The sequence below is a fragment of the Bifidobacterium sp. M0404 genome (assembly GCF_016101415.1).
Lineage (GTDB): Bacteria > Actinomycetota > Actinomycetes > Actinomycetales > Bifidobacteriaceae > Bombiscardovia > Bombiscardovia polysaccharolytica.
In genome coordinates, this window is record NZ_JACFQP010000003.1 from 94,868 (window position 1) to 108,987 (window position 14,120).

The following is a 14,120-nucleotide window of genomic DNA, read 5'->3' on the forward strand; positions in this document are numbered from 1 at the left end:
TTCCAACCCAAACAAGCTTGGGTAGAGTTGGTGACATGCAAATCGATATCGTCTCCGTCTTCCCCGAGTATTTTGACGTAACTGGGCTCAGCCTGCTAGGCAAGGCCCAGGAGAAAGGCCTGGTGACCATACGCGCCCACAACCTGCGCAACTGGACCCATGACGTGCACCACTCCGTGGACGATACGCCGGTGGGCGGTGGAGCTGGCATGGTCATGAAACCTGAAGTCTGGGGCCGGTGCCTGGACGATCTGCTGGACATGCCAGACGGGTCGGCTCTGCAACCACCCACCATGAATCAGACAACCGATACTGCCGATACCGAAGAAGAAAAAGAGGCAATGAAGAGTTCCGGAGGCAAAAGCTACGGCATAGCATCCGAGGCAGATCCATCTGCAGACAGCCACGAGGCTGGTGTGGCCAGACCAGTTCTGATCTTCCCCAACCCATCCGCTCCTCTGTTCAGCCAGGGCGATGCGACTGAGCTGTCTCGGGCGGAGAGGCTGATATTCGGTTGCGGCCGCTACGAAGGCTATGACGCACGCATCCCCGACTACTACCGGAATCAGGGGATCGACGTCCGGGAGTACTCCATTGGCGACTACGTGCTTAATGGGGGCGAGGTGGCCGTCTCGGTCATGCTGGAGGCGATCACCCGACTCCTGCCAGGTTTCATGGGCAATCCTGAATCCATCGTGCAAGAGTCCTACACTGGTGATGAGCCGTTGCTGGAATATCGCCAGTACACACGCCCCACCACCTGGCGGGGTATGGCCGTGCCCGAGATACTGACCAGTGGCGACCACGGAAAGGTGGACAGGTTCCGGCGCAACGAGGCCATCAGGCGAACCAGTCGGATCCGTCCCGACCTGATTGCCAGATTGGATTGCTCAACCCTGGATAAGCATGACCGGCGTCTTTTGGAAGACCTGGGCTGGGATACACGGGAAACCCATCCGAGACCTCTGGATCAGCCGTCGATTTGATCAGCTGTCCGATTGCGGGGATAATCGGCGAGCCGTCAGATAGTAGACTGCTGTCTCCCCGTAGCTGCGAGCCTGATCAATGGCCCATCCTTCAGGAGCCGTGGGCGGCGGGGTGCGTGTGGATCGCTCCAGAACGATCATGCCTCCGCCATCCACCATTTTTCGGGCAGTCAGACCGGTCATAATGCTCTGGCAGTCATCCGTCGACAGATCATAAGGCGGGTCCATGAAGACCAGGTCGAAGCAAGCTTCGGACAGACCAGCATCCTCATGACCTGAGGAGAGGGGACGGACAAAGCGCTCGGCACGGTTTCTGCTGACGCGAATGTCCATGGCTGAATCCCAAGCCGGGTGATGGCGCAGCTCTGCAGCTGAACGTGACAGCAGCCCAGCGACACGGCCAGAAGACTCCACAGCCACCAAGCTCTGGGCACCACGGGATAGGGCTTCGAATCCCAAGGCCCCTGTGCCGGCGAACAGGTCCAGGACCCGAGCACCGGACAGCAAGTCTTCGGACTCCAGATGGGAGAAAATGGCCTCCTTGGTCCGATCGGTAGTGGGCCGGGTGCCCTTGAGGGCTGCGGGAATGGGGAATCCCTTGAATCGGCCGGCGATGATGTGCATATGGTCTGTTGTCCTTTCAGCTGGAGACCAGGAAACCCTCGTTGCCCCTCATGAAGTCCAGAACGGCGCCAGCCAGCTCGGGCTGCCCGGCCAGGGTGGGGTCGGACTCCAGAAGTTGGCCTGCCTGGGTGCGGGCGCTGGCGATCATGGGCGCATCGGTGACCACCCGCAGAAGTTTCAGAGAAGAATGACCGCCGGACTGGGCATCGCCCAGCACGTCGCCGGCTCCCCTGATGCGTATGTCCTCCTCGGCGATTTTGGCCCCGTCAGTGGTGTCGCGAATGACCTCAAGCCGCTCGGCAGCCGGTGAATCCGCTGGGGCGCGCGAGATCATGAAGGCCCAGGAGTCAGTGCCGCCGCGTCCCACCCTGCCGCGCAGCTGATGAAGCTGGGAGAGCCCGAACCGATCGGCATCGAAGATGACAATGCAGGAGGCTTGGGGCACATCCACCCCTACCTCCACTACAGTGGTGGCCACCAACAAGGGCGTGCGACCCGAGGCAAAGTCCGCCATGACGGCGTTCTTGGTGGCATCGTCGTCTCGCCCGGTCAGCGTGGCCATGGCGATGCCCTGGAACTGCGGCAGGGCGGCCAGTCGCTGACTCATTTCAGCCACCGAATGCAGTGGCAGACGCTGGCCATCACCTTGGCCCTCCTCAACCAGCAGTTCAGGCTGGGAGTCAGACCCACCGGATTGGCCAGGGCGGTCTGAGGAGGCTGAAGGATCGTCCTCATCGTCAATACGGGCACAGATCACGTAGGCCCTTTCCCCAGCTTCGATCCGACGACGTAAGTGCAGGAACATGGCGCCCATGGTCGCTCCGTCGGACTCAGCAATGACGTGTGTGCGGACCGGTTTGCGGTTGCTGGGCAGCTCGGTCAGGGTGGAGATGTCAAGATCTCCGAACCAGGTCATGGCGGCTGTACGAGGAATGGGCGTAGCAGTCATGATCAACAGATGGGGAACGCGATCGGATTTGCGGCGCAGCTCCTCGCGTTGCTCAACACCAAAACGATGCTGCTCGTCGATGACAGTCAGGGCCAGATTGGGAGCCTGAAAGGTCTTGGAGAAAGCCGCATGGGTGGCGATGACAATGCAGGGACGGCCCGAGGCCGAGACAGCCAGGGCGGAGCGGCGCTGGGCCAGTCTCATACCTCCGGTCAACAGCACCACAGGCAGGACCAGCTGATCCGTCATACGAATCATGGTGACGTTGTCAACAGGCTTATGGCGGCCTTCTACGGCAGTTGCGGTCACATCGGTGCCCACAGCCTTGAGCATGCCGCCGATGGAAGCATAGTGCTGCTCGGCCAGCACCTGGGTCGGAGCCACCAAGACAGCCTGATGACCAGCCTGGACCGCCTGGAGCATGGCTACCAGGGCCACCACGGTCTTGCCGGAGCCGACCTCGCCTTGCAGAAGCCGCTGCATGGGCTGATCCTTAGCCATGTCGACGCCGATGTCATTGATGACCTGACGCTGGCCGTCGGTCAGCTGGAATGGCAGGGAGTCGATGAAACGGGCAGGCAGGGTGTCTGGACGGTCAGCGCCCGAATCCGTGCATGGATAAGTAGGCTGCTGCTGGGTCTGGCGGCGGGTCTGCAGAAGAGCTGTCTGCGCGACAAAGGCCTCCTCATAGCGCAGGGTCTTCCGTGCCGCAGCGAAGTCGTCAGGACTGTCGGGCGCATGCATGCCCAAGAGGGCACGGGCACGATGCAACAGCCCTTGGTCGGCACGGACCTGCTCGGGTAGCACATCAGGTATGGCACGGCCCAGCGCTTCTGGATCAATACGGACATCGGCACTGGGCTGCCCCTCTTCGGCAGCACCGGCTGCGGGAGTTGAACCAGGTGAATTATCAGCCTGCGACAGCAGACGCAGAAACCCCAGAATGACATCGTGAATATGGTCCGAGGAGATGCGAGAGCTGGCATGGTAAACCGGCCGCGGTCGACGCACACGCTCCAGGGCCTCGTCAAGGCTGGCCGCATCGGGCCGAGATGCGTCCGCAGAAACCTCCCGATCGGCATTAGCAACAACCAGGGTCTCGGGGTGGGTGAATTGGAGCTGGTCCATGTAGATGCCGGGCTCACCGGCCACGACCAAATCCGCCCCTACCTGCAGCCGACGGACCATCCAGTCCATATAAGGCTTCTTATGAGAGAAGAAGACCAGCCTGACCGCCAGCGGAGTGCCACCTTGGCTGCTGACGAAGGCCGCATCGTCCACCATCACGTCCAGCCGAAAGCCCCGGTGACCGCTCAGCGGCACCAGACGCACCTGATCAACCCGGGCGGCGAAGGCACAAGGCGCACCCAGCCGAATGCCGGCAATAGTGGTGACCTGCATGGGATCGGTGATGCGGAAAGGATAATAGGTCAGCGCATCCCCGACCGTGACCACGCCGAGAGCCTTGAGAGCGCTCACCCGACGCCTGTTGGCCACCAGCGAGGCCACGGTGCTGTGCAGCCCAACATGAGCCACTGCCGACATACCCGATCACCTCCCGCAAGCGCCGATCATCATCCCTCAGGATGACAAGAACCCCCGGAGCTTTGCCCCCGGGGGTCCCAATACGACCGACGAACCGCCTTCAGGCGGCGACGCGCTGCACCTTGCCGGCCTTGAGGCACTTAACGCAGACGCGCAGACGCACGTTCTGACCATCAACGGTGGTGTGCACCGACTGCAGGTTGGGGCGGAAGATGCGCTTGTTCCGGATATGCGAATGAGAAACACTGTAACCGGTCTGCGGGCCCTTGCCGCACACCGCGCAACGAGCTGCCATGATGACTTCCTTTACGTTGTTTTCCAAGTCGTCCCAGGTGCTCCAGGCCGCAACACAAGGCTACGGATGAACACACAACTTTGTTAGACTACTACATTCCGCCAAATAAGGCAAATTAACAGTTTCAGGCACGAGGAGGCTTGCGGAAGATGCCGATCAGAGACTGAAGCACTCCGCAAAATACCCCGCCGATGATCCAGATGGCCCAGAATGGGATGCGCCAACCAAAAAGGTTGTCGTAATTGCCTGAGAAGAGCATGGTCAGGGCCACCAGCGTGCAAAGGCCCATGATGACTCCGCTGATGGCATTGCTTATCCGGTGTTCGTAACGATAGGTGTCCCAGCGACCGTCATCGACGGAATCAATCTGCCTGTTGTAGGCTCGGAGGTTCATCATTCTGTGGCTCGTTCCCGCATGGACTAGTAGGAAGATCCCCAGAGCCAGAAGAAGGAAGAAGACAAACCCTCTGACCTGATGGGACCAGCCCCAGACCAGGAACCCAGCAGAGTTGATTCCCACATCCAAGAGCACGACAGCCAAACCGCAGACCAACTCCCAAGTAGTCTGCCGGTATACTCGCGAGCGCTCCTCATCGGTATAGAAATCCGCCACATAAGGATGTCTGCGGCGGAAATCCCTCCTGGCGGAAACCGCCGGTATCAGACAGGCCAGTCCCAGGACGATGCCGATCATCAGAGAAAGAAAGGCCAGACCATTCTGTGCGTCGGTCGGCTGGCTGACTCCGGCAAAGAGACCACCGAAAGCCAGTCCCAGCATGATAAGGGCGATGCCGAAAGCCATCCGAAGACTGTAGGCATTGCTGAAGGATGCGTAGCCGGTTACGTCTTCCATGGCAGACTGGACAGGCGCAGTCACATGGGTTGCCGAAGTCGCCTGGTTGGCATCCTGATGGTCAGGCTTGGACGCACGCTGCCCGGAACCCGGATGCCGAACATCGCCCAGGACCAGATCATCAAGGGTGCAGCCGAAGAGGTCGCAGATAGCCAGGAGCTTGTCCATCTCAGGATATGCCTTGTCCGACTCCCACTTGGACACCGCCTGACGGGACACCCCCACCAGCATGGCCAGCTGCTCCTGAGTCATATTGCGCTGCGAACGCAGATACTGCACGTTGGTTCTGAAACTCATATTGTTCTTTCTCCCGATCAGCAGAATGCCGATTCAACCAGCAACGAGGCCATGATGAAACGTGCGGGGCTCCGACCGCCACCAGCTTTGGGTTGCACCCCGGCAAAGACACCGATATTTGCTGTCAACTGACGGTTGCATCCTTGCAATTCCAAGGAAATAAGCGATTACTGAATCCCTGTCATTCTGATGACGACCCGCCCATCAATCCCCCTTCCGGCAAGAGATGCGACCCCTCTACGTTCACGATACATACCTTTCAGGAGCGAATGCGAATCCTGTGGATCCCACCCTGAACCGTCCCCGATTCGACCCTGAAAACACCCTGACAGGAGCTCTCGCCATGGTCTCATAGAAGAAGAGACCAGGCAGGCGACGACCGAAAGGAAGGCAACGATGCAGCATCGAATGGCCAGGGATCCATACGCACAGATTCCGCTCATTCTGGACAAGGTCTGCTACGACTACGGAACCCGGCAGAAGCAGGGCACAAGAGTGTTGGACGAAATCAGCCTGGAATGTCCGGCTGGGACTTGGACGGCCATCATGGGCCCTTCAGGCGCCGGCAAATCGACCCTCCTCTATTGCGCCGCAGGACTGCTCCAAGTCAGGCAGGGCAAGGTGGCCATCGCCGGGGAGGATCTGACACGAATGAAAGAGAGGGAGCTGACCAGACTCCGGCGCGACCATATCGGCTTCGTCTTCCAGGACTACAACCTGGTCAACGCCTTCACCTGCCTGCAGAACACCATGCTGTCCAGCCTCTTCGGCGGCAGGAAAATCTCCGCCCAAGCGGCCCTGTCTGCCCTGTCGAACGTCGGGCTGGAAGGGTACGCCAACACCTATCCGGCCGACATGAGCGGTGGCCAGCAGCAGCGCGTGGCCATCGCCAGATCCCTTGCCGCCAGCCCGGAGATCATCATGGCCGACGAGCCCACCGGCGCCCTGGACACCCATAGCTCGCGGGAGGTCATGGACCTCTTCGACCTGGCCGTCCGCAGCGGCCAGACCATCCTCATGGTGACCCACGACCCCAACGTCGCCGCCCGGGCCCACCGCGTCATCTTTCTCCAAGACGGGCGCATTCAGGCGGCATGCCCGGGCGGAAACCCGCAGACCATAGCCCAGCAGCTGGCCAGCATGGATGCTGTTCCAGACCAGGAAGCCTTCAGCCCTCCCCTGGCAGTTCCATCCGATCAGCCTCGGTGATGGTCCGAATTACTCGGCAGGGCACGCCTACGGCCAGGGAGTCATGTGCGATGTCATGGGTGACCACGGATCCGGCCCCGATGACCGCCCCATCGCCGATGGTCACTCCCCCGGCCACAGTCACATTTGATGCCAGCCAGCAGTTGGAGCCGATGGTGATCGGGGCGCCCAACTCGTAGTCGTAGAGGGTGCCATCCTCATGGCGTCTCAGATTCCGCTCCTGCCACCGCAGGGGATGCAGGGGGGTTGCCAGGGTGACGTTGGGGCCGATCATCACATCGTCGCCAATCTGTACAGGGCATGTATCCAGAACAGTGAAGTTGAAATTGGCGAAGATGCGCGAGCCAAGCTTGGTGAAGCACCCATAGTCGAAGTAGATAGGCCCCATAAAGTCCACGTCCTGACCATGTTCGGGCACCAGATCGTCCAGAAGCCGACTGCGCAGTTCCCGCTCCTGCTCGGAAGACGCGTTGAAAAGACGGCAAAGTTCGTGGGCTTTGACCCGCAGCTGGCTCAGGTCGGGATCCGATGCGTCATAAAGCTCGCCAGCAAGCATCCGCTCCTTCTGCGAGCGCCAATTCCCTTTACCAGCTCCGCCAGTCACACTTGTCAGTTTTGAGTCCTTGTCCATGGCCATCCCATCGTTCCTGTGTCACTTCACTGTCACTTCTGCAAGCTCACACTGCTTACAGAGTCCCTGTCCATGTAATCGTCTGGGTCAGACAGCCTGCGGCCATACGTACCATTCGTCATCCTGTTGCGGACATCCGTTCACGCCAAGGGTCAGGCTTGGTAGATTAGAGGCAGCGGAGGACCGTGGCGAGGAGGAAGCATGCGGTATGAGGTGAGCGAGGCTATTCCCGAGGATGCCAAGGCCATCCGTAAGGCCGTATTCGTCGAGGAGCAGGGCTTTCACAACGAGTTCGACCAGACCGATGACGTCAGTCTTCACATCGTGGCCTACGATGGGGATGATCCCGCCGGCGTATGCCGAATCTTTCCCGACCGTGGCAAGACATGGACCCTTGGCCGTTTGGCCGTTCTTAAGCCCTACCGCGGTCAGCACCTGGGCGCGAATTTGGTAGGCAAGGCTGAGGAGACCGCTCGGAGCCGCGGGGCCGACCGGCTCACGCTTCACGCCCAGGAACGGGTGGCGGGCTTCTATGAATCTTTAGGCTATAAGGACATGGGCATACACGATCAAGACGAGGGATGCCCGCACATGTGGATGGACAAGCCCCTGACAGGCAGCACCGGAAACGAGCCAGAGGACCAGGCCTCATGAATCTGACCGCCAATTTTGCCAATGAAATATCAGCTCCAGCCAGCACAAGCATCACAGGTATGAATTCGAATAAGGATCCCATGGGAAGGTCCGAACAGGCCATCTCCAGCTTCAGCGATGCCGTCATTTACTGGTTTCGACAGAATTTCGGAAAGATCATCCTTCTGATCGTCGTGGCTGTCTGCGCTGCATTGATTTCCAAGATTGTGGCGGCGGCCATGCGACGCGCTCTGGAACGGACCAACCTGCCCAGTGCCTCCATCTTCGTCAACATTGTCCGCGCCCTGATCTGGATCTTCGCTGCTGCCACAGTCCTGCAACCCGTCTTCGGTATCAACCCATCCACAGTGGTCGCCGCCCTGGGCGTCAGCGGCCTGGCCCTCTCCTTCGGATTGAAGGATACGATCGCCAATATCGTCGGCGGCTTTGGACTGATGGTCAGCAAGGTGGTCCAGCCCGGCGATATCATCACCATCCAGGGCACCACCGGAACCGTCCGCGATGTGACCTGGCGTCATACCATCGTCATCGACAGAACTGGCAACCAGCTGCTGATCCCCAACTCCATCCTCAACACCACGGCGCTCGAGAAGATCACCGAGGCCGGCGAAGCCGCTACCACGGTTCCCTTCACCCTGCGAGGAGATGCCGATATAGCCAAGTCCTCCCACTCCATTGCACAGGTGGTGGCCCAGGCAACCAAGGGCATGGCCATGCCATCCAACCCGCCCATTGTCCAGCTCCAGGGCTTCACCCCTTATGGCATCAAGGGCCAAGTGGTCATGTTCGCCAAGCAGGGCGTCATCGCCGCCGATATGCAGGATGCCGCCACCCGCGCTCTTGCCGGCCAGGACTATCTGGTCCAAGAGGCCGAGCTCCAATCAGAGAACGATGTAGACCAAGCCAACTGATTGCTTTAGGTTTGGGCCCCAAATCACTAGCGGACGTATTTGCTGACGCTTTTCATCTTGAGCAAAGCGTCGGCCAGCCAGCGATAGATATCATCCCATTGGTCTTGTTTGTAATCAGTACGCCTAGTCAGAGTCAGGTGGCGTGACTTCTTGTCTGCATCCTTATCATCCCAGTCCACATCACCCTCCTGGTCTGACAGGTCGCTCTCGACCTGAGACTTGTGCTTAAGGAAGTCCATGTATTGCACAGGATCATGAAAGAGGAATTCAACAGTGGCGTATCCGTCCCTGATGCCGATGAGACCTGCCAGATTGCAGCCAGACACGGGCGAGCCAAAACTCAACAGGTACCTCGTATGGTCGGCTCTGGTAAAGGCCGAACCGAAAGCGGCCATGAAGTCATTCCTGGCTTTGCAGAAGTCAACGAACCCATCCCAGAACATGGCCCTCAACTTCGAGCGGTCCAGAGACTCCATATCTCCTTGCGAAACCCGGTAACGAGAACGAAAATCGTCAAGGCTGATGCCCCCATGCCCCCAGAACGTCCAGCCATTGATTGAGCTGCTGCTCGCCCCAGCCAATTTGAGAACATGCGAAGCCGCCGACGAGGGACTCTCAAATTCACGCCCGTCCGAGACCCTAATCATCATCTCTTCAGTAATCAGAGCGCTGGCCTCATACTTGCGGGAAAGGCTTTCCAGTTGATCGCCAGGTTTCAGCAGGCCACTGACACCCAACATGTGCAAGGAAACCATCTTTGCCGGAATCTTCGCCTGCTTATCAGATTGATACTTGTCGATGGTCGCACGATCGATCTTCGGCATAGACCAGACTTGCAGAGCCTCATCGGCTAGCCGACGCGTCCTAGCTTCGATGGACTCGGCATTCCAAGTCTCCGCATCACGCAACTCACGCGAAATAGACAGGTATTCATCCTGATATCCACCGACAATTCGATCCCTCTTCTGCTTGAACAACCCATCCGAGAGTTCCGAGTTATAAGCGGTCAGAGTCAAATTACCCAGCTTGTTGACATGCTCCGCAAAAACCCTTTCGCAATCAGCACCTAACATCTGCCGCCACTGCTCATGAGCGAGCGCATTCTGGGGCAGAATATGCTCAATAGTGAGTTTCCTTGAGGAAAAGTCAATCGGATTCTTAGGATGGTGTTCATTTTCCAGTGTTGTCAACATGTAATAACAACGCGAAAAGGGATAGAAATCGCGCGAAAGAAGAGTTTGGCGAAATTCATTGTCATCAGGCATACGATGGCTTGTCCCTTCGCTGCCCAGCAAGGCTGCTTCGAAGGCCTGCCGATAGTCGGGTGACCCGTCTTCCTTTATCTGTCTGAGACGTGCTATGACCGAAAGTGAAAACCTGTTCAGCCCATTGCTCGATATCTGGCAGGCAATGCGGCGGAAGAGATAACTCTCCAACAACTTCAACATGGATATAAAATCACTGCGGCTGAAGAGATCATCCCCCTCCTGGTAATCGTCCAAAAGGGTCATGAGCAGGGGGTTGATGACGGACATATTCAGAGCATGAATACGGCCAAACAATCGATCTATTTCAGGATCATCCCCCGAGCTCGAAGTAATACGCGAATAGTACCCGGCAAACTTGCTCATCTGGTCCAGAAGTCCGACTATTTGATCGTGGTTATCGTAGCCATTGTTGGTCACGTAGTCTTTAAAGAACCTGTATACGTCTCGTGTAGGCACTGGTCTGGGGGCGTTGATGATGGCAAGCCAGTCATAGAGAAAATCATCAAAAACGTCATCATAGACGTCCACGCCTAGCGCTATTTCGATTCTTCTCCAATTATCTTCATACAACATCCCCTGAGTCTCCAAAGGCTGCCGCATGAGCACATAATTACGAACCAGATCTGCAGTCGACAGGTCCTTACCAGTCGAATTCATCGACTCGAAGATGGCCTGTGGATCATCCTGACCCTGCGTCAAGGAGATCGACACTACCTCCAAGGATTTGAGCCCAGACCACACACTGTTCGGGTCCTTCATGCCCTCCAATTGATGACTGAACCAATGGAAGTTATCGATAAGTCTACGAGACTCGCCAGTAATCGGAGCTTTAGAATTTTCCAAATGGTGAATGATGGACTCGTATGTGTCACAATCACCCTGCGATAGGCATAAACGATAATGCCCCTCGCCTTCACGAGAACAATCAATCAGATATTCTCGTGTGAGTTTTTCGCAGGAAAACTGCAGCTCATTGGCCTGGCTTTGGTGGCTGTCTGCATAATCAGCAAGTGCTGCTAGGAGAAGATTGACTGTTGTAATTCTCTGCTGACCATCGATAATGAGGGCTGATGTCACCCCATCGGCGCCCATGGTGCCCTCTTGAATCCAGACCAGTGAACCCATGAAATGGGCGCTCTCGTGTAAACGCTCAATGGCAAGCACGTCGTTCCAAAGTTGCTCGCATTGTTCCTTATCCCAGGAATAGGGGCGCTGATATACAGGGACAATAAAACGCTTGCTCTTATCGGCAATCAGACTCAGCAGCTTAACGGGACCAGCATCCATGAGGAACCTTGCCTTACCAGCGAGTACATCGGCGGACGCTCCCATTATAGGAAGCACCCACGGCCACAGTCAGGCCGATATACCCTCGATCAGGTCAGTAATCAGATCGGTGTAGGTAATCCCCGTGGCCTCCCAGGCCTTGGCATACATGGAGATAGGCGTGAAACCAGGCATGGTGTTGATCTCATTGACGATGACCCTGCCCTCGGGCGTCACAAAGCAGTCGACACGACTCAGACCGGCGCCGTCCACGGTTCTGAAAGCCTTGGCAGCCAGGTCGCGAACCTTCTGAAGGGTCTCCTCTGGCAGGTCGGCAGGAACCTCCACATGGGAAGCGGAGGAGTCCACATACTTGCTGTCGAAGTCGTAGAAGGCCTCGTCCTGATCAGCCTTGTCCAGCACCACCTCGCCAGGCCAGGCTGTACGGGGCTGTCTGTCCTTGCTGGAGGCGAGCACGGCGCACTCGATCTCCCGCCCCTCAATGCCCTCCTCTATCAGGACCCGCCAGTCGTGCTTGGCAGCCTCGGCGACTGCGGCAGCCAGGGCTTCGGCTTGAGGCTCTTCCACCTTGACCACGCCGAAGCTGGATCCTGCACGGGAGGGCTTGATGAAGAGAGGATAATGCAGCTCTGCCTTCTGCACAGCAGCCAACAGGTTGGCCCCGGACCGCTGTTCACGGGAGTCAATGGTGATGCCAGGCGCCACAGGTATGTCGGCTTGGCTGAGCAGAATCTTGGTGTAGTGCTTGTCCATGCATGCAGCAGAGGCGAAGACCCCGCATCCGACGTAGGGCAGACCCATCATTTCAAGCAGGCCCTGCAGGGTGCCGTCCTCACCGTATGGGCCGTGGAGCACCGGAAAGACCGCGTCAACATGCCCCAAAGGCTCCAGGGAACCAACGGTCCTGGAAGGCTCTGCTCCAGAAACCAGATCGGCATGGTCACCAATCAGAAACCCATCCCTGCCGCGAGCCATGTCGAGGATGACCGGACGGCTGCCTTCGGTTATCTGTACGGTTGGCAGACTGGCATCGTCCAGACCCCACTGCCTGGGATCCTGACCGCCGATGATCCAACAACCGTCCTTGGTGATGCCAATAGGGATGGGCTCGTATCGATCGGTATCGATGGCGTTGAGCACGCCAGCCGCCGACACGCAGGATATGGAATGTTCGTCGGCACGCCCGCCATAAAGCACTACAACACGTTTCCTGACCATCATCCCTCGGCTTTCCTCATCCTGGATATGATTTTCAACATCACGCACCTGCCCGAGCAGATGCATCATTCAAGACAGCAGAATATCCCCTCGGCAGGCAGCAAGGCCTGGTCGGAGTCGCTCATCCACAAGCTTGGCACGAACACAGCCGAGGTGGAGCTGATGCAGGCACCAGACAAGCTGGGCTTGCTGACTGATTCGGAAAACCGCACACCATCAATCGGATGTTGGTAGCGCTGGTTTCAGAGCCTTTGTACCCCTATAGCCTTCAGAATTTTCTGACGGCCACCAGACTCACTCTGCAGTGATTTGCCCGCCGAACAGCTCGTCGATCATGCCCCGGCAGCTCAGACCCTGATCCAGCACATGGCTCATGGCCGTCGCCAGCGGGGTCGCCACCTGGTAGCGCTCGCCCAAGGCGACGACAGCATCGGTGGTGGGTACGCCTTCGGCGACACCCTTGCTGACGCGAGTGGCTTCCTCGATGCTTTTGCCCTGTCCCAAATTAAAGCCAAAAGTGTAGTTCCTGCTCAGAGACGACCCACAGGTGGCCACCAGGTCGCCGACCCCAGCAAGACCGGCGAAGGTCTTGGACTTGGCCCCGCAGGCCTCCCCCAAGGCAGTGAGCTCAGCCAGACCCCTGGCCTGGATCATGGCAGCCGTGTTCTCCCCGAATCCAGCCCCCCGTGACATCCCGACGGCCAGTGCAGTGACGTTCTTCAGCGACCCGCACATTTCCAGGCCGATCACATCGTCCGAAACGAAGGCCTTGAAATAGTCGGTCGTACAAGCACGGGCTACTCTCATGGCAGTATCGGCATCAGCGCTGGCGACCACGGTGGCGCTTGGCTCGCGGGCGGCCACCTCCTTGCTCAGGTTGGGACCGGAGACGGCCGCAAACCTGATTGGGTCCAGATCCAGCGTCTGGCAGACCACCTGATCCATCCGCCTGTCGGTGCCCCGTTCAATCCCCTTCATCAGGGAGACTGCAATGGCATCATGATCCAATAGACTCTTGAATTCCGTCAAGGCCTCACAGGCGTGCTGAGCGGCTATGGCCACGACCACGATTTCAGCCCCCGAGACGGCCTTGGCCCGGTCACCCTCAGCGATGATGGCGTCGGGCAACCTCTCCACTGTTGGCAGGCGGCGAGCATTCGAATGCTTGCTGTTGATTTCGTCCACGACTTCCGGATCGATGTCCCACATGACCACCTGGTTGCCAGCATCAGCCAGTACCTGGGCAAAAGCGGTTCCCCATGCGCCTGCTCCCAATACCGCGATCTTCGTCATCATTCTCCTTTGCATAATGCCGTGCGCACGGGAACGCCGACCAGCAGCCTCATTCTTGTCCCTACCATCCTATGACACCACCGCCAGGCAGGAGGAATTG

The 14,120-nt window shown here is 58.2% G+C and carries 12 protein-coding genes and 1 pseudogene; 5 read left to right on the forward strand and 8 right to left on the reverse strand.

Going from position 1 to position 14,120, the window contains the following annotated elements; translation table 11 throughout:
- Positions 1 to 35: 35 nt before the first annotated feature.
- The gene (gene trmD, locus H3T93_RS07290) at positions 36 to 986 is read left to right on the forward strand and encodes a tRNA (guanosine(37)-N1)-methyltransferase TrmD (protein ID WP_144178081.1); all 951 of its coding nucleotides are present in this window, start codon (positions 36 to 38) and stop codon (positions 984 to 986) included.
- On the opposite strand, the pseudogene rsmD reads toward trmD, so the two are convergent.
- The 4 genes and pseudogenes from rsmD to H3T93_RS07310 all read right to left on the reverse strand — a co-directional run.
- Positions 987 to 1,616: pseudogene (gene rsmD, locus H3T93_RS07295) on the reverse strand (16S rRNA (guanine(966)-N(2))-methyltransferase RsmD); the annotation flags it as partial.
- Between the two features lie 10 nt (positions 1,617 to 1,626).
- Entirely contained in the window at positions 1,627 to 4,104 is a 2,478-nt protein-coding gene (locus H3T93_RS07300) for an ATP-dependent DNA helicase RecG (RefSeq protein ID WP_144178085.1), read from the reverse strand.
- A gap of 100 nt (positions 4,105 to 4,204) precedes the next feature.
- Positions 4,205 to 4,399 (reverse strand): 50S ribosomal protein L28, encoded by a 195-nt coding sequence (gene rpmB, locus H3T93_RS07305; protein WP_029677698.1) that lies wholly within the window; start codon positions 4,397 to 4,399, stop codon positions 4,205 to 4,207.
- Positions 4,400 to 4,523: 124 nt separating this feature from the next.
- A complete protein-coding gene (locus H3T93_RS07310) occupies positions 4,524 to 5,549 on the reverse strand; it encodes a helix-turn-helix transcriptional regulator (protein WP_144178087.1) in 1,026 nt (341 codons plus the stop codon).
- A 396-nt stretch (positions 5,550 to 5,945) separates the two neighbouring features.
- Between H3T93_RS07310 and H3T93_RS07315 the strand changes: the two genes are divergently transcribed.
- Entirely contained in the window at positions 5,946 to 6,758 is an 813-nt protein-coding gene (locus tag H3T93_RS07315; RefSeq protein ID WP_082097691.1) for an ABC transporter ATP-binding protein, read from the forward strand.
- On the opposite strand, the gene H3T93_RS07320 is transcribed toward H3T93_RS07315, so the two are convergent.
- Entirely contained in the window at positions 6,718 to 7,314 is a 597-nt protein-coding gene (locus tag H3T93_RS07320) for a sugar O-acetyltransferase (protein ID WP_186363962.1), read from the reverse strand. The two genes, H3T93_RS07315 and H3T93_RS07320, sit on opposite strands and share 41 nt — an antisense overlap.
- A gap of 276 nt (positions 7,315 to 7,590) precedes the next feature.
- On the opposite strand from H3T93_RS07320, the gene H3T93_RS07325 reads away from it, so the two are divergent.
- Together H3T93_RS07325 and H3T93_RS07330 are read left to right on the forward strand one after the other, a co-directional pair.
- Positions 7,591 to 8,043, forward strand: coding sequence for a GNAT family N-acetyltransferase (locus tag H3T93_RS07325; protein WP_144178091.1), 453 nt, complete (start codon positions 7,591 to 7,593; stop codon positions 8,041 to 8,043).
- 59 nt (positions 8,044 to 8,102) lie between these two features.
- Positions 8,103 to 8,954, forward strand: coding sequence for a mechanosensitive ion channel family protein (locus tag H3T93_RS07330; protein WP_232348753.1), 852 nt, complete (start codon positions 8,103 to 8,105; stop codon positions 8,952 to 8,954).
- A 26-nt stretch (positions 8,955 to 8,980) separates the two neighbouring features.
- Here H3T93_RS07330 and H3T93_RS07335 read toward each other — a convergent pair whose 3' ends face one another.
- On the reverse strand, positions 8,981 to 11,509 hold the full coding sequence (locus H3T93_RS07335) for a DUF4268 domain-containing protein (protein ID WP_232348754.1): 2,529 nt from the start codon (positions 11,507 to 11,509) through the stop codon (positions 8,981 to 8,983).
- A gap of 69 nt (positions 11,510 to 11,578) precedes the next feature.
- Positions 11,579 to 12,727 carry a D-alanine--D-alanine ligase family protein gene (locus H3T93_RS07340; RefSeq protein ID WP_186363963.1) on the reverse strand — a complete coding sequence of 383 codons (1,149 nt, stop codon included), beginning with the start codon at positions 12,725 to 12,727 and terminating at the stop codon, positions 11,579 to 11,581.
- On the opposite strand from H3T93_RS07340, the gene H3T93_RS07345 reads away from it, so the two are divergent.
- Positions 12,677 to 12,961: a hypothetical protein gene (locus tag H3T93_RS07345; RefSeq protein WP_186363980.1), complete on the forward strand. Its 285-nt coding sequence runs from the start codon at positions 12,677 to 12,679 to the stop codon at positions 12,959 to 12,961. The genes H3T93_RS07340 and H3T93_RS07345 overlap by 51 nt on opposite strands.
- Before the next feature lie 60 nt (positions 12,962 to 13,021).
- On the opposite strand, the gene H3T93_RS07350 is transcribed toward H3T93_RS07345, so the two are convergent.
- Positions 13,022 to 14,023: an NAD(P)H-dependent glycerol-3-phosphate dehydrogenase gene (locus tag H3T93_RS07350; protein WP_186363964.1), complete on the reverse strand. Its 1,002-nt coding sequence runs from the start codon at positions 14,021 to 14,023 to the stop codon at positions 13,022 to 13,024.
- Positions 14,024 to 14,120 lie beyond the last annotated feature (97 nt).

Coding starts and splice junctions, on each gene's coding strand:
- H3T93_RS07325 (WP_144178091.1), top strand. CDS start 7,591: ATGCGGTATGAGGTGAGCGAGGCTATTCCCGAGGATGCCAAGGCCATC.
- H3T93_RS07340 (WP_186363963.1), bottom strand. CDS start 12,727: ATGGTCAGGAAACGTGTTGTAGTGCTTTATGGCGGGCGTGCCGACGAA.
- H3T93_RS07300 (WP_144178085.1), bottom strand. CDS start 4,104: ATGTCGGCAGTGGCTCATGTTGGGCTGCACAGCACCGTGGCCTCGCTG.
- rpmB (WP_029677698.1), bottom strand. CDS start 4,399: ATGGCAGCTCGTTGCGCGGTGTGCGGCAAGGGCCCGCAGACCGGTTAC.
- H3T93_RS07310 (WP_144178087.1), bottom strand. CDS start 5,549: ATGAGTTTCAGAACCAACGTGCAGTATCTGCGTTCGCAGCGCAATATG.
- H3T93_RS07315 (WP_082097691.1), top strand. CDS start 5,946: ATGCAGCATCGAATGGCCAGGGATCCATACGCACAGATTCCGCTCATT.
- H3T93_RS07345 (WP_186363980.1), top strand. CDS start 12,677: ATGTTCGTCGGCACGCCCGCCATAAAGCACTACAACACGTTTCCTGAC.
- H3T93_RS07320 (WP_186363962.1), bottom strand. CDS start 7,314: ATGCTTGCTGGCGAGCTTTATGACGCATCGGATCCCGACCTGAGCCAG.
- H3T93_RS07350 (WP_186363964.1), bottom strand. CDS start 14,023: ATGATGACGAAGATCGCGGTATTGGGAGCAGGCGCATGGGGAACCGCT.
- H3T93_RS07335 (WP_232348754.1), bottom strand. CDS start 11,509: ATGGATGCTGGTCCCGTTAAGCTGCTGAGTCTGATTGCCGATAAGAGC.
- trmD (WP_144178081.1), top strand. CDS start 36: ATGCAAATCGATATCGTCTCCGTCTTCCCCGAGTATTTTGACGTAACT.
- H3T93_RS07330 (WP_232348753.1), top strand. CDS start 8,103: ATGAATTCGAATAAGGATCCCATGGGAAGGTCCGAACAGGCCATCTCC.